The sequence below is a fragment of the Paenibacillus sp. A14 genome (genome assembly GCF_036864815.1).
Classification (GTDB): domain Bacteria; phylum Bacillota; class Bacilli; order Paenibacillales; family Paenibacillaceae; genus Fontibacillus; species Fontibacillus sanfengchensis.
On sequence record NZ_JBAGJD010000001.1, the window covers coordinates 317,919 to 337,835 of the forward strand.

At 54.1% G+C, this 19,917-nt stretch carries 17 protein-coding genes; 8 read left to right on the forward strand and 9 right to left on the reverse strand.

All coding sequences use genetic code 11. The features are described 5' to 3' along the window. Nucleotides 1-4: 4 nt before the first annotated feature. Nucleotides 5-1,048, reverse strand: a complete 1,044-nt coding sequence (locus tag V4U88_RS01550; protein ID WP_334071463.1) for an HD-GYP domain-containing protein — start codon at nucleotides 1,046-1,048, stop codon at nucleotides 5-7. A gap of 230 nt (nucleotides 1,049-1,278) precedes the next feature. On the opposite strand from V4U88_RS01550, the gene V4U88_RS01555 reads away from it, so the two are divergent. From V4U88_RS01555 to V4U88_RS01570, 4 genes are read left to right on the forward strand one after another with little or no spacing between them, the layout of a single operon-like run. Next, nucleotides 1,279-2,895 carry a spore germination protein gene (locus V4U88_RS01555; protein WP_334071464.1) on the forward strand — a complete coding sequence of 539 codons (1,617 nt, stop codon included), beginning with the start codon at nucleotides 1,279-1,281 and terminating at the stop codon, nucleotides 2,893-2,895. Continuing rightward, nucleotides 2,892-4,085, forward strand: a complete 1,194-nt coding sequence (locus V4U88_RS01560) for a Ger(x)C family spore germination protein (RefSeq protein WP_334071465.1) — start codon at nucleotides 2,892-2,894, stop codon at nucleotides 4,083-4,085. Before V4U88_RS01555 ends, V4U88_RS01560 begins: the two co-directional genes overlap by 4 nt. A 15-nt stretch (nucleotides 4,086-4,100) precedes the next feature. Continuing rightward, nucleotides 4,101-4,316, forward strand: coding sequence for a hypothetical protein (locus tag V4U88_RS01565; RefSeq protein WP_334071466.1), 216 nt, complete (start codon nucleotides 4,101-4,103; stop codon nucleotides 4,314-4,316). 25 nt (nucleotides 4,317-4,341) lie between these two features. Next, nucleotides 4,342-5,460, forward strand: a complete 1,119-nt coding sequence (locus V4U88_RS01570; protein ID WP_334071467.1) for a GerAB/ArcD/ProY family transporter — start codon at nucleotides 4,342-4,344, stop codon at nucleotides 5,458-5,460. A gap of 15 nt (nucleotides 5,461-5,475) precedes the next feature. On the opposite strand, the gene V4U88_RS01575 is transcribed toward V4U88_RS01570, so the two are convergent. Beyond that, the gene (locus tag V4U88_RS01575; RefSeq protein ID WP_334071468.1) at nucleotides 5,476-6,324 is read right to left on the reverse strand and encodes a prohibitin family protein; all 849 of its coding nucleotides are present in this window, start codon (nucleotides 6,322-6,324) and stop codon (nucleotides 5,476-5,478) included. Between the two features lie 131 nt (nucleotides 6,325-6,455). Between V4U88_RS01575 and V4U88_RS01580 the strand changes: the two genes are divergently transcribed. The 3 genes from V4U88_RS01580 to V4U88_RS01590 all read left to right on the forward strand — a co-directional run bounded on the left by V4U88_RS01580 (nucleotide 6,456) and on the right by V4U88_RS01590 (nucleotide 9,091). Then, nucleotides 6,456-7,301: a GNAT family N-acetyltransferase gene (locus V4U88_RS01580; protein WP_334071469.1), complete on the forward strand. Its 846-nt coding sequence runs from the start codon at nucleotides 6,456-6,458 to the stop codon at nucleotides 7,299-7,301. A gap of 154 nt (nucleotides 7,302-7,455) precedes the next feature. Continuing rightward, the gene (locus V4U88_RS01585; protein ID WP_334071470.1) at nucleotides 7,456-8,319 is read left to right on the forward strand and encodes a class I SAM-dependent methyltransferase; all 864 of its coding nucleotides are present in this window, start codon (nucleotides 7,456-7,458) and stop codon (nucleotides 8,317-8,319) included. A 13-nt stretch (nucleotides 8,320-8,332) separates the two neighbouring features. Further along, nucleotides 8,333-9,091 carry an RluA family pseudouridine synthase gene (locus tag V4U88_RS01590; protein ID WP_334071471.1) on the forward strand — a complete coding sequence of 253 codons (759 nt, stop codon included), beginning with the start codon at nucleotides 8,333-8,335 and terminating at the stop codon, nucleotides 9,089-9,091. 53 nt (nucleotides 9,092-9,144) lie between these two features. Here V4U88_RS01590 and V4U88_RS01595 read toward each other — a convergent pair whose 3' ends face one another. Next, nucleotides 9,145-9,573 (reverse strand): MarR family winged helix-turn-helix transcriptional regulator, encoded by a 429-nt coding sequence (locus V4U88_RS01595; RefSeq protein ID WP_334071472.1) that lies wholly within the window; start codon nucleotides 9,571-9,573, stop codon nucleotides 9,145-9,147. Between the two features lie 177 nt (nucleotides 9,574-9,750). Then, the gene (locus tag V4U88_RS01600; protein ID WP_334071473.1) at nucleotides 9,751-10,818 is read right to left on the reverse strand and encodes a branched-chain amino acid aminotransferase; all 1,068 of its coding nucleotides are present in this window, start codon (nucleotides 10,816-10,818) and stop codon (nucleotides 9,751-9,753) included. 215 nt (nucleotides 10,819-11,033) lie between these two features. On the opposite strand from V4U88_RS01600, the gene V4U88_RS01605 reads away from it, so the two are divergent. Further along, on the forward strand, nucleotides 11,034-11,915 hold the full coding sequence (locus V4U88_RS01605; protein WP_334071474.1) for a LysR family transcriptional regulator: 882 nt from the start codon (nucleotides 11,034-11,036) through the stop codon (nucleotides 11,913-11,915). 534 nt (nucleotides 11,916-12,449) lie between these two features. Here V4U88_RS01605 and gyrA read toward each other — a convergent pair. The 5 genes from gyrA to V4U88_RS01630 form a co-directional block, all read right to left on the reverse strand. Further along, entirely contained in the window at nucleotides 12,450-14,882 is a 2,433-nt protein-coding gene (gene gyrA, locus V4U88_RS01610) for a DNA gyrase subunit A (protein ID WP_334071475.1), read from the reverse strand. Between the two features lie 13 nt (nucleotides 14,883-14,895). Beyond that, on the reverse strand, nucleotides 14,896-16,881 hold the full coding sequence (gene parE, locus V4U88_RS01615) for a DNA topoisomerase IV subunit B (RefSeq protein WP_334071476.1): 1,986 nt from the start codon (nucleotides 16,879-16,881) through the stop codon (nucleotides 14,896-14,898). A 140-nt stretch (nucleotides 16,882-17,021) separates the two neighbouring features. Next, nucleotides 17,022-18,002 carry an ABC transporter permease gene (locus V4U88_RS01620; protein WP_334071477.1) on the reverse strand — a complete coding sequence of 327 codons (981 nt, stop codon included), beginning with the start codon at nucleotides 18,000-18,002 and terminating at the stop codon, nucleotides 17,022-17,024. 7 nt (nucleotides 18,003-18,009) lie between these two features. After that, nucleotides 18,010-18,966 carry an ABC transporter ATP-binding protein gene (locus tag V4U88_RS01625; protein ID WP_334071478.1) on the reverse strand — a complete coding sequence of 319 codons (957 nt, stop codon included), beginning with the start codon at nucleotides 18,964-18,966 and terminating at the stop codon, nucleotides 18,010-18,012. Nucleotides 18,967-18,988: 22 nt separating this feature from the next. After that, complete coding sequence (locus tag V4U88_RS01630; RefSeq protein ID WP_334071479.1) at nucleotides 18,989-19,804, reverse strand: GDSL-type esterase/lipase family protein; 816 nt, start codon at nucleotides 19,802-19,804, stop codon at nucleotides 18,989-18,991. Nucleotides 19,805-19,917: the final 113 nt, after the last annotated feature.

Genomic DNA, 19,917 nt, shown 5'->3' on the forward strand with positions numbered 1-19,917 from the left:
ATTCTTACATAAAAATTTCTTCCAAGGTCAGTTGGCGTTCCACGGATAGATCGAGGAACTGTTCGTTCACCTTCACCAAAGGGCGGAAATAATCGCTCGGATTGTTCCAGACGATCATCGCGGTCTCCCCGTTGCTCAAACGGGCGTGCTTCCCCACAAAGTGCGGAAGCAAATGGCGGACCAGCGCCTGCACGACCTTCTCGTTCAGTTCCCCGAAGCCGAGCTCGTACACCTCGCGCAGAACAGCCAGCAGCCCCGGTCTGCCCTTAAGCCGGTCTGGAGCCGTCATTTCGACGTACATGTTGGCGACCGCCACGATTTTGGCATACGGATGAATCTCTTCAGCCTGGAGCCCTTGCGGGAATCCGGTACCGTCCTCGCGTTCGTGGTGCTGTAGCGCGACAAGCGCGGGTACCATATCCGGCATGGAATCGCGAATAATTTCAAAGCCGTAACGCGTGTGGCGCCGCATTTCGTCCAACTGCGCCTCATTCAACGAGCCGGAATGATTGCGCAGCTCCTGACGGACCTTGCTTTTTCCGATATCGTGGAGGCAGCCCGCCTTGCTGATCTCATAGCACTCGTCCCGGCTGTAGCCGAGCCAGGAAGCGATGTAATACGACAACAGCCCAACCTGCAGGGAATGGTTGTAAAGATTGACGTCCTCTTCCCCAAACGTGATCAGCAGGGAGACGACATCTTTCTTCTGGTCAATGATTTCAAGCATCGGCTTCAGCTTGTCGTCCACCATCGTTTGATTAAACTTCCCGGTTGTCAGCGCCTCAAGAAATATGGACTGATAGCCTTTCACCGTGGATTCGAAATTATCCTTCAGCAGCTTCTGAAAATCGGACCGGTTCAGCTGGGAAAGCGCCGCCCCGTCCTCCCTTGGTTCGATATCGACATAATCGATACTTTGCCGAATCAGAAGTGCGATTTCTTCCTTATGTATACTTGTTCCCTTTGGCAGAACGTGTAGCCCGGCCTTGTTAAAGATATCCGTCTTTAGCCGGTCCCCATCCTGCAGCTCCATAACGTGGGTTCTCACGAAAGGCCCCCTTCCTTCTCTTCTCTACTTCGGTTCTCTCCGTTTGCAATTTCTAAGATGACACGCCCAACAGGCCGATATATTCAGGCTATATCATAAATATCGATCAAATGACCCCATAATTAAATAGTTCCAAAGTCTGTATTTAAATCGGGCCGAAAGAATAATTTTCCTGTCTCCCGCAAATCTTTATAGTGTCAGAACCTCGTAAAGAAAGGAGGCACACCGCTTTGCCATTTTGGAGAAGACACCGGCTCACTCTGCGGCCCGATAACAAACCGGACCAGGAATCGGGAAATCGATCGGACGTAAACACGAAAAAACCGGAGTCAGGTGGGGAGACGGTTGAGGGACCGGATGCCCGCGATCTTCAAGAACGCCTCGCCTGGTATCAGCGGGAGCTCGATTTATGTTCGGATGTCATCTACAGGCAGTTTGTGCTCAGCACCGGCCAGGAATGCGCGCTCATTTACCTGCGGGGGATGATCAGCCAGCCGACTGTACAGAACTTTATCCTCAGAAGTCTGCAGAAACGGGCCGAGGAGCTTAAAGAAGGCGATATTTTTAAATTTTTGTTCGATGACAAGGGGCTGGACGTTTCTCAAAACAAGTTGGTTACGGATATGAACGAAGGCTTAAACGCGGTTCTTGACGCGGGCGCCTTGCTCCTCATCGATGGGGACCACCGTATGATGACCTTCTCCATTTCGGATTACCCGACGCGCTCCGTCAGCGAAGCGCCCAATGAATCCGTGATCCGCGGGCCGCGGGAAGCCTTTATCGAGGATCTTGAAATCAATCTGACTTTACTGCGCAGGCGATTAAAAAATAAAGATTTTAAGTGTGAGGAGCTTAAATTCGGAACTAAAACCAAGTCGAGCGTCGTCGTTGCCTTTGTACAAGGCGTCGCCAAGCCGGAGATGATTGCCGAAGTCAAACGGAGACTGTCCTACATCGATATTGACGGAATTATGGGAGCCTCTTATCTGGAAGAGTCGATTGAGGATAATCCCTACTCGCCTTTTCCCCAGATGCAATACTCCGAAAGACCGGATGTCATTGCCGCCTCCCTGCTTGAGGGACGAATCGCTTTAATGGTGGACGGAACGCCGTTGGTGCTGCTCGTTCCGGTTACGATGACCATGCTGCTCCAGTCGGCGGAGGACTATTACCAAAGGTTCGTGGCGGCGACATGGATTCGTTGGATACGTTATTTTTTTCTGTTCGCATCCCTGCTGCTGCCCTCCCTTTATATCGCGACGACAACCTTTCACCCTGAAATGATACCGTCACAGCTTCTATATACGCTTGCCGCTTCCCGGGAAATCGTGCCCTTCCCCGCGCTGCTTGAGGCCTTCATTATGGAAATAGCTTTTGAGGCGCTTCGCGAGGCCTCCATACGAATTCCCAAGGCGATCGGCCAAGCCGTTTCCATTATCGGTGCGCTGATCATCGGGACAGCCGCCGTGGAGGCAGGCATCGTATCCGCGGCCATGGTCATCATTGTGTCACTGACGGGGATCGCCTCATTTATCATCCCGCATTTCGATCTGGGCCTGTCTTTTCGGCTGCTACGGTTTCCAATCATGTTTTTGGCCGCGATGTTCGGGCTATACGGGATCGCCTGCGGACTGATCTTGATCTACACTCACCTGACCAACCTGAAATCATTCGGGGTTCCTTATTTGGCACCGATCGCCCCCTTGGTCAAGGATGACTTGAAAGACACTTTGGTAAGGGCACCCTGGTGGCATATGAGAACACGGCCCCCGTTTATGGCGGGGAACAAGATCCGGCAACAAAACAAATCCAGAGACTGGGCGAAGAAGAAAGGTGAAGGCAATTGATCAACAAATACCTGAGGCTGGCGCTCACCACCGGACTAGCCATCGCCGTTCTGGCGATTACCGGAGGCTGCTGGTCATCCAAAGAAATTAACAACCGCGCTTTCGCCCTTTCCATGCTGGTGGACCGGACCGACAACGGCGAAATCGAGCTCACCATCAGTTTCCCCTTGCCGAACCGGATGATTCCCGGCCAAGCCGGCGGCTCCGGACAAGCCAAGGGGGAGCCGTATTCCTTTGTGACCAAGAAAGCCCCCAACATCAGCGAAGCGCTGAGAGAAATCCAAGTGGATATGTCCCGGACCATCTCGTTCGGACAAACCCGAATTATTGTCATCGGCCGAAAGCTGGCGGAGCACGGAATTGAATCGATCATTGAATTCGTCCATCGGCAACCCGCCTTCCATTTAAGCGCCAATATGTTCGTGACGCCCGACAGCTTGAAGGATATAAGCAACACTCCATTAATCTTTGAGCGATTCGTCTCGGATATTTTGCGAAAGTATATCAATCAGCATGTCACTCTCGATACCACGGTCAAAGACTATATTTTGGCTTATTACCAAGGCGGAGACATTCTGCTGCCCCTGCTGAGTTTCGGCCGTCAGCCCGATATCGAAACCTCGGATCAGGCCAAAGACACATGGATGGGAACCGGGGGGGCCGCCATTTTCAAGGGGGGAAAAATGTCCAAGATCGAGCTCTCCACGCAGGAATTAAGGGGGGCTCTATGGATCAGCTCCCAGCTCACATCGTCGATCGTTACAGTTAACGCCCCTTCCGACGGAAAAGAAATCAGTTGTGTCGCCGAAAATATAGGCACTAAAATCAAACCCGAAATTAAAGAAGGGAAAGTCGCTTTTCAGGTCCGGAGCCATGCCGATGCCTATGTTCTTTCCTCGAGTTCCTCGATAGATTTAAAAAATCCGGATAATTTGGAGCAAATCGGTGATTTATTGGAGAAGGATATCGAACGCCGATTTAGCAGCGTTTTGTCCAAAACCAGGAAAGCGCGCTCCGACGCCTTTTTAATGAGCCAATATCTCGACTGGAGATACCCGGAAGAATGGAGGAAGATTAAGCCGAAGTGGCGGGAATACTATGCGACCGAGCTGCCGATTGAGGTCAAAGTCGGAATCAAGCTGGATCGGACCGGCTCAATTACCCGGTCGGTCATGCAAAGAAAACAATAGATAGGGGGGAAGATTATGTTTTGGATTGGAGCCATTTTCTTTGCGGATATGGGATACAAATGGATAAAGCGGCGCAGAGAGGGTGTAGCATGGAAGCACCATTGGTCCGTTCTGGCGGTTTCCTTCCTCTTGTTCCTGCTGGCCGAGGTTCAATTTCTGTTGAAGGACCGGTGGAATTTGCCGATTTTCTTTCATACGATAAGCACATCGATCCAAGCCTGGCTTTTTTGAGATTCTGAATCCGGAGGCAGCCCGTATGCAAAAAAACGTTACTTCAAGCCAAATTTTTTCTCTCTACAACTTATATATTTTTACGACCGTCATAGCTTTTTTGCTGGGTATTTTGCTTGAAGCAGCCGGTTATTCCACTCCTGTCGGGATGATTGTCGGCTCGTTTGCGGGACTGCTATTGGTTTATCCCGCTTATAAAACGGCTTCCTTAAGGCCAAACGAGTTCATCGTCCAATACGGAAGCGAGCTGGTGGGACGGTTGCCGCACCTCTTGTTTATTTTGATGATCATCGGTGCGCAGCTCCTGCTGGCCGCCGTAAATCTGCGGCAGTTATCCGACTTTCTGCAGTCCGTATATTTGATCGGAACTCCGCAGTGGGCTTTGGTCGCGATCTTTGGCATCTGTGTCGCCTATGCGGTTCACTGCGGCCTGGAGACGATTTTCCGGATCGCCCAAGGCATCTTTCTCATCAGTGCGATCGCCTTCTTCATCATCCCTTTTCTTGCGACCCAGGAAGCCAAAAGCGATATGCTAATCGCCTTGATCACCCATTTGAGTCTCGAAGACGTCGGTTCGGGAAGCTATTTGATGGCAATCATGGTTGGCGAGCTCTCTTTTTTGTTTCTTGTATTTCCGTATCTGAAATCTCCCAAAAAGGTATATCGGACTTTCCTGGCCACCATTTTGTCTTCCTTGGTCATCATCTTCTCCCATGCCATCCCGGTCCTGCTTGCCTTCGGGCCTGAGCTTGGGGGCAATCTGACTTATCCCGACATGGAATTGATCCGTTTTATCCGGGTTGGGTCTTTTATCGAAACACTGGACCCCATTTTGATTATCCTGTGGCTGACCAGCATCTTCGTAAAAATCTCTTTTATCATTTATACATCGGTGCATGGCATCTCCCAATTAACCGGGGTCAAAGATCATAGGCCGTTCTCTATCCCGGCTACCGCGTATGCCGCGGTCTTCTCCATTACCCTGGCCAGATCGCATATTGAATTGCTTCGGTTTCTGCTTGAGGGATTGGCCCCCGTTCTGATCCTCACTGAATTTTTCATCCCGTGGATTTACTGGATTGCCGGTACGATTAGGGGTTCGAAACGAAACGAAGAATCCGCCGACAGCGAGTCGGCGGATTGATAATGAGGGAATTGTTCAGGGTTGATTCGTAAACGACTGGATATCAATGAACGGTGTGGCACCGCCTGTCACGGACGGCAGACGCCCATCCCATTTTTCCAGCGCCTTCTCCTGAACTTCGATCTGCTTCAGTTGCACCAGTTCCGGCGTAACCTCCTGCTTTTTCAGCTTGAGCGCCTCCGCTTCGGCCTGCGCCTGGGCGACCTTCTGCTTCGCTTCGATCTCGATCCGTTTCAGATCGTTGCTGGCTTTCAGCGCCTGCTGCTGGGCGACCTGCTTCGCTTCGATCGACTGGTTGAAAGCGTCGGAGAACTTGAAATTGACGATGTTGATTTCATTGACGATCAAGTCATATTTGGCCAGCCGGCTTGTCAAGTGTTCGCTGATTTCGCCAGCGACCATATCGCGCTTGGCGATCAGATCCTCGGCTTGGTATCTTGCGGTGACCTCCTTGACAATTTCCTGAACGGCCGGGTTGATGATCACGGAATCGACATTTCTCCCAACATTGTTCATAAGGTTGTACGCGGATTCCTTGTTCACCGAGTAGTTTACCGCCACATGCGTGGATACCGGCTGCAAATCCTTGGAAGATGCGCTTGTATCCGTTTCCGCTTTGGTCACCTGCGTATTGACCTGAATAACCGTTTGAACAAACGGGATCTTCAAATGAATCCCCGGGGACAATATATTGCTGTCGAGTTTGCCGAACGTTTTATAAAGCCCCACATGCCCGTATTCGATTTGCGCAAAGCTGTTGGCTCCTAAGACCAGGACGACCAGGCCGGCAACCGCCGTTGTCGTTATTCCCTTCACATTAAACTTCCTCTTGGCTCCCGGATTCTTCACAGTCTCCATGTCCATCCCCTCCGTCTCCTGATATCTCCCCGTTTAACGGTTATAGTAAGTAGTACGGAAATATGGCGAAATGGTGTCATGCAGATGCTTTTTTCCCCTGAATCGGCTAGAATACATGCGAAAGGACGTGGTCGAGCGTGATCATTACTAACCCGATAACCTGGGAAGATGTAAAAGAACTGCAGCACATATGCGAGGCTCATGATTCGATCGTGCTGAAGCTGAACTGGGACACGCTGCTGTCCCGCAAACCCGCAGAAAAAGCCGATTTGGCCGAGTATCGGGACGGCCGGCTCATCGGTTTTCTCGGTTTTTACGATTTCGGCAGTTCGGTGGAGCTTTGCGGCATGGTCCATCCCGACTACCGGTGCCAGGGGATTTTTACCCGGCTGCTGCAAAAAGCCCTGAATCCGGAAAGCTTGTCCGCCTACAAGCGGATTTTATTAAATGCGCCCGAAAACAGCGAATCCGCCAAGGCCTTTATGAGCACCGTGCCGTTTACCTACGACTTTTCGGAGTATCAGATGAAGCACGAGCCGAGCGGCGATCTCTCGCTTCCGGTCCGGGACGATGTGATGCTCCGCAGTGCTGAAGCGAAGGATGTGCCTGTGCTCGCCAGGCTGGATAGCGAAGGCTTCGATTTGCCGCTGGAAGAGTCCGTTTCCTTCTATGAAAATTACGAAACGATCGCGGAAAACGAGGTCCTGATGCTGGACGAAAATCCGGTGGGCAAGCTCCGGGTCTCCCGGTCCAACCGGGAAGCCTGGATTTACGGTTTTGCCGTCTCCCCAACCTACCGTGGACACGGTATCGGATCCGCCGCCCTGCGGCAGATCGTCCGCCGCGAGACGGCCGCCGGCTACGAGGTGTGGCTGGAGGTGGCGCTGGACAACCCGAACGCCATGCGGCTTTATGAATCCACCGGCTTCCGGACCGTCCGGGCGCAGGATTATTACCGCTATAATTTTTCCGAATCAAGCTAAACGTTAACTAGCAAACAAGTTTTTCGGGGATGCTGGCATGCCGATAGAAAAATAAGGTACAATAACTAGCGAACTCCACAACTTGGCAGCGATTCTTGATTCGGGCGGTCCGCGAAGGACCGTTCTTTTGAAACGGAAGGAAGGGTTTAAACACATGTACGTAGCAAACGACTGGAAAGATTATGAGGTTATCGATACCGGGAACGGAGAGAAGCTGGAGCGTTGGGGCGATGTCGTGCTCCGGCGTCCGGATCCGCAGATCATTTGGCCGATCCGGGACGAGAACAAGGAGTGGCGCGATGTCCACGGCCATTATCACCGCAGCTCATCCGGAGGCGGCCAATGGGAGATGAAGAAGCAGATTCCCGACCGCTGGACCATCTCTTATGACCGGCTTAAATTTTATATCCGCCCGACCAATTTCAAGCATACGGGCCTGTTTCCCGAACAGGCGGCGAACTGGCGCTGGATGATGGACAAGATTTCGGGGGCGGGACGTCCGGTCCAGGTGCTCAACTTGTTCGCCTACACCGGCGGAGCTACCGTGGCGGCCGCTTCGGCGGGCGCTTCGGTCGTGCATGTGGACGCCGCGAAAGGGATGGTGCAATGGGCCAAGGAGAACCTGAACCTGTCGGGCCTCGGCGACCGCCCCGTCCGCTTTATTACGGACGATGTGTTTAAATTCGTGCAGCGCGAGCAGCGGCGCGGCAACAAATACGATGCGATCATTATGGACCCGCCGTCATACGGCCGGGGACCCGGCGGCGAAATGTGGAAGCTGGAAACGAGCCTCTATCCGTTCGTGGAGTCCTGTCTCTCCATTTTATCGGATACCCCGTTGTTCTTTTTGGTCAACTCCTATACGACCGGGATTTCACCCACCGTGCTGCATAACATCTTGTCGATGACCGTCAAGAAGCGTTACGGCGGAGTCATTACGGCCGGGGAGTTGGGGCTTCCGATCACCCGCTCCGGTCTGAATCTTCCTTGCGGCATCTTGGGCCGCTGGGAGGACTAAGGAGGGCTGCTCCATGCGAATTCCAGGCGAGCCCGGCGTGGTGATTCTTTATGAGGACAACCATATACTCGGCATTGTAAAGCCAATCAATGTTCCCACCCAGGAAGATGCAAGCGGAGATCCCGACTTGCTGAACCTGCTCAAAGCGGATATTAAAGAAAGGTACAGTAAGCCCGGCAATGTGTATCTGGGGCTGGTTCACCGGCTCGACCGGCCCGTCGGCGGCGCCATGGTGTTCGCCAAAACGTCGAAAGCCGCGTCACGGTTGTCCGATGCGGTGCGGACCCGCAGCTTTGAGAAAGGCTACGTGGCCGTCATCCGGGGGATTCCCGCGCGGGCCAGCGGCACGTTGACCGATACGCTGCTGAAGGACGAGAAGACCAACACGGTGCGCGTAGTTAAGAAAGGCACGCCAGGGGGCAAAGACGCCAGACTCGATTACCGGGTGTTGGGCAGCTCCCCCAAGGACAATCTATCCCTGGTGCAGATCCGGCTCCATACCGGGAGATCCCATCAGATTCGCGTGCAATTCAGCCATTTGGGCTGCCCGCTTTACGGTGACCAAAAATACGGCGCCGCCTTAAACAAACCCGGTGAACAAATCGCCCTGTGGTCGGTTTATGTCGGTTTTCCCCATCCGGTCAGCAAAGAAATGATCGACCTGATCTCGCTTCCGCCCCGCTGCTATCCCTGGGATTTGTGGGAAGAGCGGATTTATCGCGGGGTCGGTGAAGCCTGCAAATCGGGCGGTGCCGCCGGAGAACTGTGGTAATCAAAAATGCGAGTTGCCGGAGTTCATCCTCCCCGGCAACTCGCATTTTCGTTTCAGTCTCCCGTTACGGACTGAGATTTTCCGGATATTTTCCCCATTAAATAGACGAGCAGCTGCTGGTTATGCGTTGAAATTCGATCCAGCATTCCGCCCAGATAAGCCTCTCTTACCTGAACGCCCCGTTCCGCCTCACGCTTCCCTTTCTCCGTAATCGACACCCACACAATTCTACGGTCGCCCTCATCCCGTTCCCGCCGAATCAATTCCCCCCGCTCCATCCGGTCAAGCAGCATGGTTACCGCCGCCGGCGTGGTGGACAGAAAGGGGAGCAATTCGGACGGCTTCAGCTTGCCCTCGCGTTCCAGCACCTCCAGCACAGTCAATTGGGACGTCGTCAGCGCGGGAGCCAATTCTTCCTCCATATGCGTCTGGTAGTCCTTTATGATGATGCCCAGCAATTTAGTAAATTCCGCAGTATGCATGACTTCCCCCCTTAAATAACTTCCAGCCGAGTCCGCTCTTATATACGTCATGAATATTTCGACAACCATTTGAAAATTCCTTCCTGAGTCCATGTTGAAACTTCATCAGACGGCAAAAAGCCCGCCCGGCTGGGAAGCCGAGCGGGCTGGCATGTGGTCGCGTTACGCATGATGATATTAATGAATTTCCTTCATCCAGTCAAAACGGTCCTCAAGGAGTCCCTTCTGGATGCCTGTAATGGTATCATACAGCTTCTTGGCGTACTCTCCGGTGTTACCGCCGGCGATGGTGATCTGCTCCCGATCCCATTTCATCGTCCCGATCGGCGAGATAACCGCTGCTGTCCCGGTACCGAACGCCTCTTCCAGCAGGCCCTTTCGGGCCGCTTCAAACAGCTCCTCGACGGTGATTCTGCGTTCGGTCACCGTCAGCCCCCACGAGCGCAGCATCGTAATCACCGAATCGCGCGTGATGCCGGCCAAAATGCTGCCCGACAAAGCGGGCGTAATGACTTCGCCTCCGAGTTTAAAGAAGACGTTCATACTGCCGACTTCTTCGATGTATTTTTTCTCAACGCCGTCCAGCCACAGCACTTGGGAGAAACCTTGGTCCTTGGCAACTTCCTGGGCCTTGATCCCCGCGGCGTAATTGCCCGACGTCTTGGCGGCCCCTGTTCCTCCGCGAACCGCCCGGACGAATTGATCCTCCACGTAGATCGATACGGGATGAATCCCTTCCGGGTAGTAGGAGCCCACCGGCGACAAAATAACGAGCAGCTTGTACTCCTTGGCGGCCCGAACGCCGAGGCACGGCTCCGTCGCAATGATAAACGGGCGGATATACAAGGAAGTATCATCGCCTTCCGGAATCCAGTCCCGATCCAGGCTGACCAGTTCCGTAATCCCTTCCAGCACCGCCTCCGGGTCGACCTGAGGAATGCTGAGCCGTTCGCAGGACTGGTTCATCCGTTTCATATTCATGTCGGGACGAAACAGGGCGATCCGCCCGTCTCCCAAGGCGTAGGCTTTCATGCCTTCAAATACTTCCTGGCCGTAATGAAATACCATGGCGGACGGGTCCAAGGAAATCGGTCCGTAAGGAACGATTTGCGGCGGCTGCCAACCTTTCTCCGCCGTATAATCCATCACCAGCATATGATCGGTGAAATATTGTCCGAAACCCAGTTTCTTCGGGTCCGGTTTGTCTTTCGGCTGCTCGCGCCGTACGATTTGTATTTTGCCCACTGCGAACGCTCCCTCTCTTTTCCGTAACTTCTGACACTAACTATACCCCTTGTTTAAGCATTGATCAATATTATGATATCAATAATTATCATAGATTGTTTCTATGCTTCCTATCCCGTTTCATTTTCCGATTCTTCTAGCCAATCCAGAATTTTTTCCATATCATAGATGTAATCTATTAAATAGATGATCAACCGGGATTGGAGAAACTGTACATGGAGCATCGACTATTGGATTATTTTTTGGCGGTGGCCGAGGAGCTTCATTTCACGAAGGCCGCGGACCGGCTCGGCATTACCCAACCGACATTAAGCCACCAAATCCGCCTGCTGGAGCAAGAGGTGGGCACTCCCTTATTCCACCGTTCAGGGAAAAAAATCCATCTGACGCAGCCCGGCACGATTTTGCTGGAGCATGCCAGGCGGATTCTGCATGAGCTGGAGCAGGCCAAACTGGAGATCGGCCAGCTTGCCGGTCTTCAGCGGGGAAGACTCCGCATCGGCTGCTCCGGCAACCATCTCCTGTCCGATGCGCTTGTCTCGTTTCACCGCCAGTATCCGGGAATCGAGCTGAACGTCATCGAACTGGCGACTGAAGAAACCCGTGACGGCCTGCTGGGCAACCGGCTTGACCTGGGGGTTGTCTTTTTGCCGCTGGAGGATGAGCAGTTGATCAATCTGCCCCTGTATGACGAAGAGCTCGTTCTCGTCGTTTACCACAGTCATCCTTTCGGGGCCTTCACTGCGGTGAAGCTGGAGCAGCTTGCCGAAATACCGCTGGTGCTGTTCCAACCGAAGTTTTTTGTGCGGCAAATGATCGATTCCGCCTGCCATATGGCCGGGCTAACGCTAAAGCCGGTCATGGAGCTGTCCACTATGGAATCTCAGATACGGATGGTCAGGCAGCATGTCGGCGGAACGATCCTTCCCGCCTCTTACGCCGGAACGCTGGATTCCTCCGGGATCTCCGTCATTCCGCTGGCCGAGCCGGCCCCCCGAAAAAAGGTGGGGCTCGTTTACCGGAAACATACGTTTATGGATCCCAGTCTTCAGGCCTTTATCGAGCATTTGGCGACCAGCCGGATTCCGGGCGATTAACAAAAGCGTCTGTAGCGTATATATCCGCCATCGCCGTTAAATTAACGGGAGTTCCTACCTTTATTTTGATGTTACTCAAGCCGCTTTTCACACTATATAGGTTGAACTAAAAAATTGGCGCCGGGCAAGGACGTGATTTGGTTACGGAGATACGTTTGCCAACATCCACAAATGTAATTTTAATACCCCACCGTCGGAGTCTACATCATTAACGGGAAAACCTACCGTTAATGTACCGCTCTTGGCTCCTCGATCAGATTTAGCTGGAAAAGCTCCAGCTATTTCGCGGCCCAAGGGCCGATGTACAGAATTTCAGGCGAATATGCACCAAATTAACGGGAGAAATTCCCTTTAATACAATGAGCTGCAGGCTATGAATGTGAAAAGAACCTTCTTTACACCACTTGTCGCGCTTTAACGGTTTCTCATCCATCGATGCACTCCCAACATAGACAGACCGAGATCGCGGTCTGTTTACCCGCAAAAAAAGCTTCGCCCGGCGATTTCTACCGCCGCCAGGCGAAGCTTCCGGTGCTATTTCTCGAGCAGATCGACCAGCTCGTCCTTCTTGTCCACGGGTACCAGCTGCTTTCCGGTGGATTTCCGGTCCGCCAGCGGCGCATCCTCGGAGCTGAACGAATGCATCGCCCCCTCCTTCGTCACCGCGAGCAGCGCCAGCGGAGCCTTGCTGTGGAATCCGCCCGCCAGTCGGGTGCCGTTCGGCTTGACCCGCTTGCCTTCCTTGAATTCGAACGTCTGCACGCCCTTGCCTCCCCGGCTCTGCACCGGGTAATCGAGCAGCAGCGTCCGTTTGCCGTAGCCCAGGTCCGAGACGACCAGGATTTCCCCTTCTTCGCCTTCCACCCACAGAGCGGATACGACTTCGTCTTCGTCCTTGAGCTGGATGCCCTTGACCCCTGCCGAGACGCGGCCCATCGCGTTCACTTCATTCTCGGCAAACCGGATCGCCATCCCCTGTCTCGTCACGAGCAGAATATCCTGCCGGTTATGACTCAGCTTGACGCCGATGATTTCATCGCCGTCCGCCACTTTACAGGCCGCCACCGCACCGGAGCGTTTCGTTTCGTAATCCTTCAGGTCCGTCCGTTTGACCTGGCCCCGCTTCGTCACGAACACCAGGCTTTCGCCCGGTGCGTCAAAGCTCTTGACCGGGATGACGCTGACGATCCTGTCCTCTTTGGCCATCGGAATGACATTGACGATCGCCGTTCCGTTATCCTTCCACTTGAACTCCGGAATTTGATGCACCGGCAAGAGGAAGTATTGACCCCGCTGCGTAAAGATCAGCAGGTTCTGCAGCGTATCCACGTCAAACACTTGGCGGATATAGTCGCCTTCCTTGACTCCCGAGCTGTCCCTTTCCCCGCCGGAACGGGTAAAAGACAGCATGCTTGTCCGCTTGATATATCCTTCATGGGAGAGGGTAACAAGCACCTCTTCCTGGGCTACGAGCACCTCCAGGTTGACCTTGAGCTCCTCCACCTCGCCCTGAATCTCCGAACGTCGGTCAACCCCGTACTTGTCGCGGATTTCGGTCAGCTCTTTGCGGATGACAGCGATCAGTTTTTTGTCGCTCTCCAAAATTCCGCGCAGGGTAGCGATTTTCTTCCGGATATCCTCCAGCTCTTTTTGCAGGGAAGTAATCTCCAGATTCGTCAAGCGATAAAGCTGCAGCGTCAGAATCGAGTCGGCCTGGCGTTCGGTGAATCCGAACATCCACTGCAGGTTGTTCTGGGCGTCCTGGCGATTCTTCGACGCTTTGATAGCGGCGATGACCTCGTCCAGAATATTGAGCGCCTTCACCAGACCTTCCAGCACGTGAGCCCGGTCCTCCAGCTTTTCCAGTTCAAACTGGGTCCGGAAGGTCACGACCTCCCGCTGGTGGGCGATGTAGGCTTCGATCATCTGCTTCAATCCCAGCTGGCGGGGGGCCTTGTTAACGATCGCGACCATATTGAAGTTGTAATTGACCTGCAGGTCGGTTTTCTTCAGCAAATAAGCGAGGATGCCCTGCGCGTCGGCGTCTTTCTTCAGTTCGACGACGATGCGGAGCCCGTTGCGGCCGCTTTCGTCGCGGACCTCGGCAATGCCGTCCACTTTCTTCTCAAGCCGGATATTCTCCATCGCCGTGACCAGTCGCGATTTCACGACCTGATAAGGAATCTCCGTGATCACGATCTGCTGTTTGCCGCCGCGGAGGGTTTCGATCTCGGTCTTGGAGCGGATATAGATCCTGCCTCTTCCGGTATCGTAAGCTTCGCGGATCCCCTCTTCGCCCATAATGATCCCGCCGGTCGGAAAATCCGGCCCCTTCACATAGGTCCGGATTTGCTCCATCGGCAGATCGGGCTTCTCCATTACGGCGATGCAGGCGTCGATGACTTCCCGCAAGTTGTGCGGCGGAATCTCCGTGGCAAAACCCGCGGAAATCCCGCTGACCCCGTTGACCAACAGGTTGGGAAAACGCGAGGGCAGAACGATCGGCTCCATCGCCGTATTGTCAAAGTTATCTTTGAACGGGACGGTACGCTTCTCGATATCGCGCAGCAGTTCCATGGCGATCGGCGACAAGCGGGCCTCCGTGTACCGCATAGCGGCGGCCGGATCGTCGTCCTGCGAACCCCAGTTGCCATGGCCGTCCACCAGGACATGTCCCATTTTCCACGGCTGGGCCATCCGCACCATGCCTTCATAAATGGAGGAGTCCCCGTGCGGATGATAGTTCCCCATGACGTCCCCAACCGTTTTGGCGGATTTGCGGTAGGGTTTATCCGGCGTATTGCCCGAATCGTACATCGCGTACAGAATCCGGCGCTGAACCGGCTTCAAGCCGTCGCGTACGTCGGGAATCGCCCGGTCTTGAATAATATATTTGGAATACCGCCCGAAGCGGTCACCGACGACTTCCTCGAGGAAGGCCGGCAGAAAATTCTCCAATGAACTCAACTCATGTCACCTTCTATTCCTCATAATCCGTGAAATCCACATTCTCCACAATCCAGCGCTTCCGCGGATCGACCTTGTCTCCCATCAGGGTGGAAACGCGCCGTTCCGCCTTCGCGGCGTCTTCGATCTGAACCTGGAGCATCGTGCGGGTTTCGGGATTCATCGTCGTTTCCCAGAGCTGCTCAGGGTTCATTTCCCCGAGTCCCTTGTACCGCTGGAGTTCAAAGTTCTTACCGAACTCCTTCAGATAATTCTGCAGCTGTTCTTCGTTCCACGCATACCGGACGGTCTCCAGCTTGCCGGAACGACGGGTGATCTTGTAAAGCGGAGGCTGGGCGATATAAACCCGGCCCGCGTCGATCAACGGCTTCATGTAACGGTAAAAGAAGGTCAGCAGCAGCACCTGGATGTGTGCTCCATCCGTATCGGCATCGGTCATGATTATGATTTTGGAGTAATTGCTGTCTTCCACCGCAAATTCCGGCCCGATCCCCGCGCCGATCGCGGAGATGATCGCCCGGTACTCGTCGTTCTTCAAAATATCGGCCAACCGGGCTTTCTCCGGATTCATCGGCTTACCTTTCAGCGGAAGAATCGCCTGAATTTTGGAGTCCCGGCCCTGCTTAGCGGAACCGCCGGCGGAATCGCCTTCCACAATAAACAGTTCGTTGCGCGTAAAATCCTTCGATTGCGCCGGCGTCAGCTTCCCGCCCAGATTGGAGCTTTCGCTCCGCTTCTTGCCCGAACGCATCTCATCCCGGGCCTTGCGCGCCGCTTCTCTCGCTTTGGAGGCCTGAACCGCCTTCTTGATCAGCGTTTGCGCCACCTGCGGATTCTCTTCCAGGAACAGCGCCATCTTCTCGGACACGACCGCGTCGACCGTGCTGCGCGCGGAAGCGCTGCCGAGCTGGTCCTTCGTTTGGCCCACGAACTCGACCTCCGACATCTTGACGCTGATAACGGCCATCATGCCTTCGCGCAAATCGTTGCCTTCGAGGTTTTTGTCCTTTTCCTTCAGCATGCCGTTCTTGCGGGCATAATCGTTCATGACGCGCGTGTAAGCCGTCTTGAAGCCCGTTTCATGCGTCCCGCCGCCCCGGGTCGGGATCGAGTTCACGAAGGAAGCGAGCGTTTCCGTATACCCCGCGTTATACTGCAGGGCCACCTCCACCTCGATATCGTCCCGCTCGGCGTAGAAATGAACCACGTCATGCAGCACATCTTTGCCTTCGTTCAGAAACTGCACGAACTGGCTGGCGCCGCCCTCGTAAAAAAACTCGTCGGAACGATCCGACCGCTCATCCTTCAAGGTCACTTTGAGGCCCGAATTCAGAAAAGCGATCTCCTGCAAACGTTCCGCGAGCGTATCATAATTGAGTCCGATTCCATTGACAAAGACGCGAATGTCCGGCTTGAACGTCACCTTTGTCCCGGTCCGGTTCGTATTTCCAAGCACCTCCAGGCCTGTGACCGGTTCGCCGACATGCTCGACTCCCTGATCGTCCACCCAGTACTCGAACCGCATCCGGTGGATTTTGCCCTCCCGGTAAATCTCGACCTCGAGCCATTCGGACAAGGCGTTGGTCACCGAAGCGCCGACCCCGTGCAGACCGCCCGATTTCTTGTAACCGGAGCCGCCGAACTTCCCGCCGGCGTGCAGAATCGTATAGACGACCTGCGGCGTGGGAATGCCCGTCTTGTGCATCCCGGTCGGAATGCCGCGGCCGTTATCGAATACGGTAACAGATCCGTCTTTATTTAATGTAATCTCGATTTTGGTGCAAAATTTGGCCAAATGCTCGTCGACCGCATTATCCACGATCTCCCATACCAGATGATGAAGTCCCGACGAACTCGTACTGCCGATATACATACCTGGTCGTTTACGTACCGCGACAAGCCCTTCGAGCACCTGAATGTCGTCCGCTTCGTATCCCGAAGCCGCCTGGCCCGGCTTGACCCCGGAGGCGTCTTCGAACAAATCGATTTGTTCGGCCATTCATGCTCCCCCTTTTATCTTCTTTATGTAGTCCATGGAAGAGGTTGTTCCAAAAAGGTTCTCTCTTTAGAAAGTTTCTCTCCGAGAACAAGCACTTTACGTCTACAATGCAAACAGATGTTTTGTTATCCTTGTCCATTTTAATGCAATATATCCTGTTTCGTAAAGACAAGGAATGAAACGACCAATGAGGCGGCGGCCCAGATCCCCAGCACGGCCAGGGAAAAACCCAGCGTCATTCCCTCGATGGGAGCCGGCGTTCCCGCCAGATAATTGGTTAATCCCAGGTTGACCATGAACAAATACTTGGCGCTCGCCCACGATGAAGCCATATTGCTCAAAATGCTGCCGGCGATCAGCGACGCCATCATAATCACGATGCTGGCCGCCGTACTGCGGACCAATACCGAGACCATGAAGGCCAGAACAGCTACGGTCACGCCGACAAACCAGACCAATCCGGCTTGCATAAACAAATATTTCCACTGCGGGACCGCATGCACCGCCGAAATGTCCACATCGGAGCCGGAAAGTTGAAATCCCGTAAAGACCGGGGCGTCAAATCCCTGGTATCCGAAAAAGAGCCCCGATATCAAATAGCATATGACAAAAGTGGACAGAACGATCAGCGACACGAACATCAGCAGCGTGATCAGCTTGCTCAGCAGGATTTTCCAACGGCGGACCGGACGGGTCAGCAGCACCTTGATCGTGCCGGACGTCCGTTCCGAGGATACGATGTCCGAACCGATACCCATAATCAGCAGCGGGATGAACAAAGATGAAGCGTTGTCGAGAAATTCGCGGGTAAACGATACCCCGCCGGGCTGCGCCGGATTCACGTCATGCTCCAGATAGTACTTCAGTTGCTGGATATAAATTTGCCGGTACTTTTTCCATTCCTCCGGCACCCGATCGCTTCCTAGCGAGTTCTGATTGTCGGTGATCGCCTGCTGCACTTCGCGGCGCCAGTCACTTCCGTATTTTTCGATTTTGTCCTCCGCCTGCTTCAATTGGGCGTACGCAAAGATCGGCACGAGAACGAGCAGAACCAACAGAACGACATAGAAACGTTTTTTCTGGACCATTTTGATCATTTCGTTCTGAATTAAAGAAAGCATGAGGGATTTATTCAATCGTTTCACCGCCTGTCATTTCCAGAAACAGTTGTTCCAGCGTCGGATTGATTTTGTGCACCGAGCTTACCTTCACGCCGGCCGCAACCAGGTCGGCGAGCAGTTGCGGAACTTCCTCGCTCTGCATTTGTGCCACCACCGAGTTCGCGGACATCCCCGCCAGGACGGCGTCGTCAAGCACCTCTTCCGCCCGTTCAATCACCTTGACGCCGGCGGATTCAAGCAGCGCCCGGCCTTCCGCTTTCGGCGCCAGCTCCCAAATGACATAGCCGGCGCTTTCGCGGATCAAGTCGCTTACCGTGCCGACCGCCAGTACGCTTCCCCGGCTGATAATCGCCACCCGGTCACAGAGCAGCTGAATCTCGCTCAGTAAGTGGCTTGAGACGAGCACCGCCAGCCCCTCTTCCGCCAGGCTGCGAATAAATTGCCGCAGCTCCTTGATCCCCTTCGGGTCGAGCCCGTTTGTCGGCTCGTCCAGAATCAGCAGCTTCGGCCGCCCGAGCAAGGCTTGAGCGATGCCCAGCCGCTGGCGCATGCCAAGAGAGTAGGTTTTGACCTTGTCATGAATCCGTTCCCGCAGGCCGACTAATTCGCTGACTTCCACGATCCGGTCCCGGTCCACCCCTTTCACCATGCGGGCAAACTGTTCTAAATTTTCCCACCCAGTGAGGTAGGCATACACTTCGGGATTCTCTACGATGGAACCGACAAAGGCGAGCGCCCGTTCGGGGTCCCGGTTTACGTCAAAGCCGCAAACCCGCACGCTGCCCTCCGTCGGGCGGATCAGATCGACCAGCATGCGGATGGTGGTTGTCTTTCCCGCTCCGTTCGGCCCCAGGAAGCCGAAAATTTCCCCTGCCCGCACCTCGAAGCTCACGTCCTTGACGATCCATTTGGCGCCGATCTTTTTCTTCAAACGTTCTACCTTTAAAACTGTTTCTACAGCCATGCTGCCCACACTCCCGTAATTCCTAAGGTATGGCGATGCCCTGGGCGATCCTTTCGGCAATCGCCTGGTATCCCGTTCCGTTCGGATGAAAATGATCGCCGGATAGATAGCTCGAAGCACGCAGCGTAAACAGGTCGGCCGTTGGCGTGACCCGGCTCCCCTCCAGGGAAGAGATCTCCTCCGCCGCTATGGCGTTCCAGCGGGCCACCGCTTCGTCTCCCGCCTCCTTCAACTGTTTCATATCGGAAAACGGGTTGTACAATCCGATATACACTAGTTGTGCCTGCGGATTGATCTCATGGATTCTCTTCACAATTTCGACCAAGTTCGTTGAAGCGCCTTTGATGGCTTGTTCCAATTCGTTCTCCGTCGGAATCTCCGTTCGTGTCTCCAGCCGCTGCTCCCCGTCAAATAAATCATTGGCTCCAATGGACAGCAAAATAACCCCCGCCTGCTTCAGCGAGTATTGTACGCCGGGCTCCTCCAGCATGGGGAGAAGCTCTTTCGTCGTCAGCCCGTTAATGCCCAGATTGTTAATCAGCTTGGACTTCGCACCCTGCCGGTTCAGCAAATCCACGACCCTGCGCGAAAAACCGCTGCCCGTATCGTCCCCCGTCCCCTTGGCCAGGGAATCGCCAAGCGCGGTGACATCCAGCGAAGCGACTCCATTTCCTCCCCGCTCCACAGCGTCCGATGGTGCCGGCCGGTCCGCAAGGGATGCGACGGGATTCAGGATATCCTTGACCGCATATACGAACCCGGACAACAGCAATAACGTCCCCAGTACCGAGACCGAAACCAGGACGGCCGTACGCCGGATGCCGGATGTTGTCTTCATCAGCTCGCCTCCCGTAAGATGTTGTCCTTCTTATTCTCTCCAGTTTATGTAATAACCATAAAGCTTTACTGCCCTGAGAAGCAAATTTCTCTCGGACATTTCGACAAAGAAAG

Excerpts from the sequence above, each read along its gene's own strand:
- V4U88_RS01565 (WP_334071466.1), top strand. The coding sequence starts at position 4,101 with ATGTTTTGGATTGGAGCCATTTTCTTTGCGGATATGGGATACAAATGG.
- V4U88_RS01570 (WP_334071467.1), top strand. The coding sequence starts at position 4,342 with ATGCAAAAAAACGTTACTTCAAGCCAAATTTTTTCTCTCTACAACTTA.
- V4U88_RS01575 (WP_334071468.1), bottom strand. The coding sequence starts at position 6,324 with ATGGACATGGAGACTGTGAAGAATCCGGGAGCCAAGAGGAAGTTTAAT.
- V4U88_RS01585 (WP_334071470.1), top strand. The coding sequence starts at position 7,456 with ATGTACGTAGCAAACGACTGGAAAGATTATGAGGTTATCGATACCGGG.
- V4U88_RS01590 (WP_334071471.1), top strand. The coding sequence starts at position 8,333 with ATGCGAATTCCAGGCGAGCCCGGCGTGGTGATTCTTTATGAGGACAAC.
- V4U88_RS01595 (WP_334071472.1), bottom strand. The coding sequence starts at position 9,573 with ATGCATACTGCGGAATTTACTAAATTGCTGGGCATCATCATAAAGGAC.
- V4U88_RS01605 (WP_334071474.1), top strand. The coding sequence starts at position 11,034 with ATGGAGCATCGACTATTGGATTATTTTTTGGCGGTGGCCGAGGAGCTT.
- parE (WP_334071476.1), bottom strand. The coding sequence starts at position 16,881 with ATGGCCGAACAAATCGATTTGTTCGAAGACGCCTCCGGGGTCAAGCCG.
- V4U88_RS01620 (WP_334071477.1), bottom strand. The coding sequence starts at position 18,002 with ATGCTTTCTTTAATTCAGAACGAAATGATCAAAATGGTCCAGAAAAAA.
- V4U88_RS01625 (WP_334071478.1), bottom strand. The coding sequence starts at position 18,966 with ATGGCTGTAGAAACAGTTTTAAAGGTAGAACGTTTGAAGAAAAAGATC.
- V4U88_RS01630 (WP_334071479.1), bottom strand. The coding sequence starts at position 19,804 with ATGAAGACAACATCCGGCATCCGGCGTACGGCCGTCCTGGTTTCGGTC.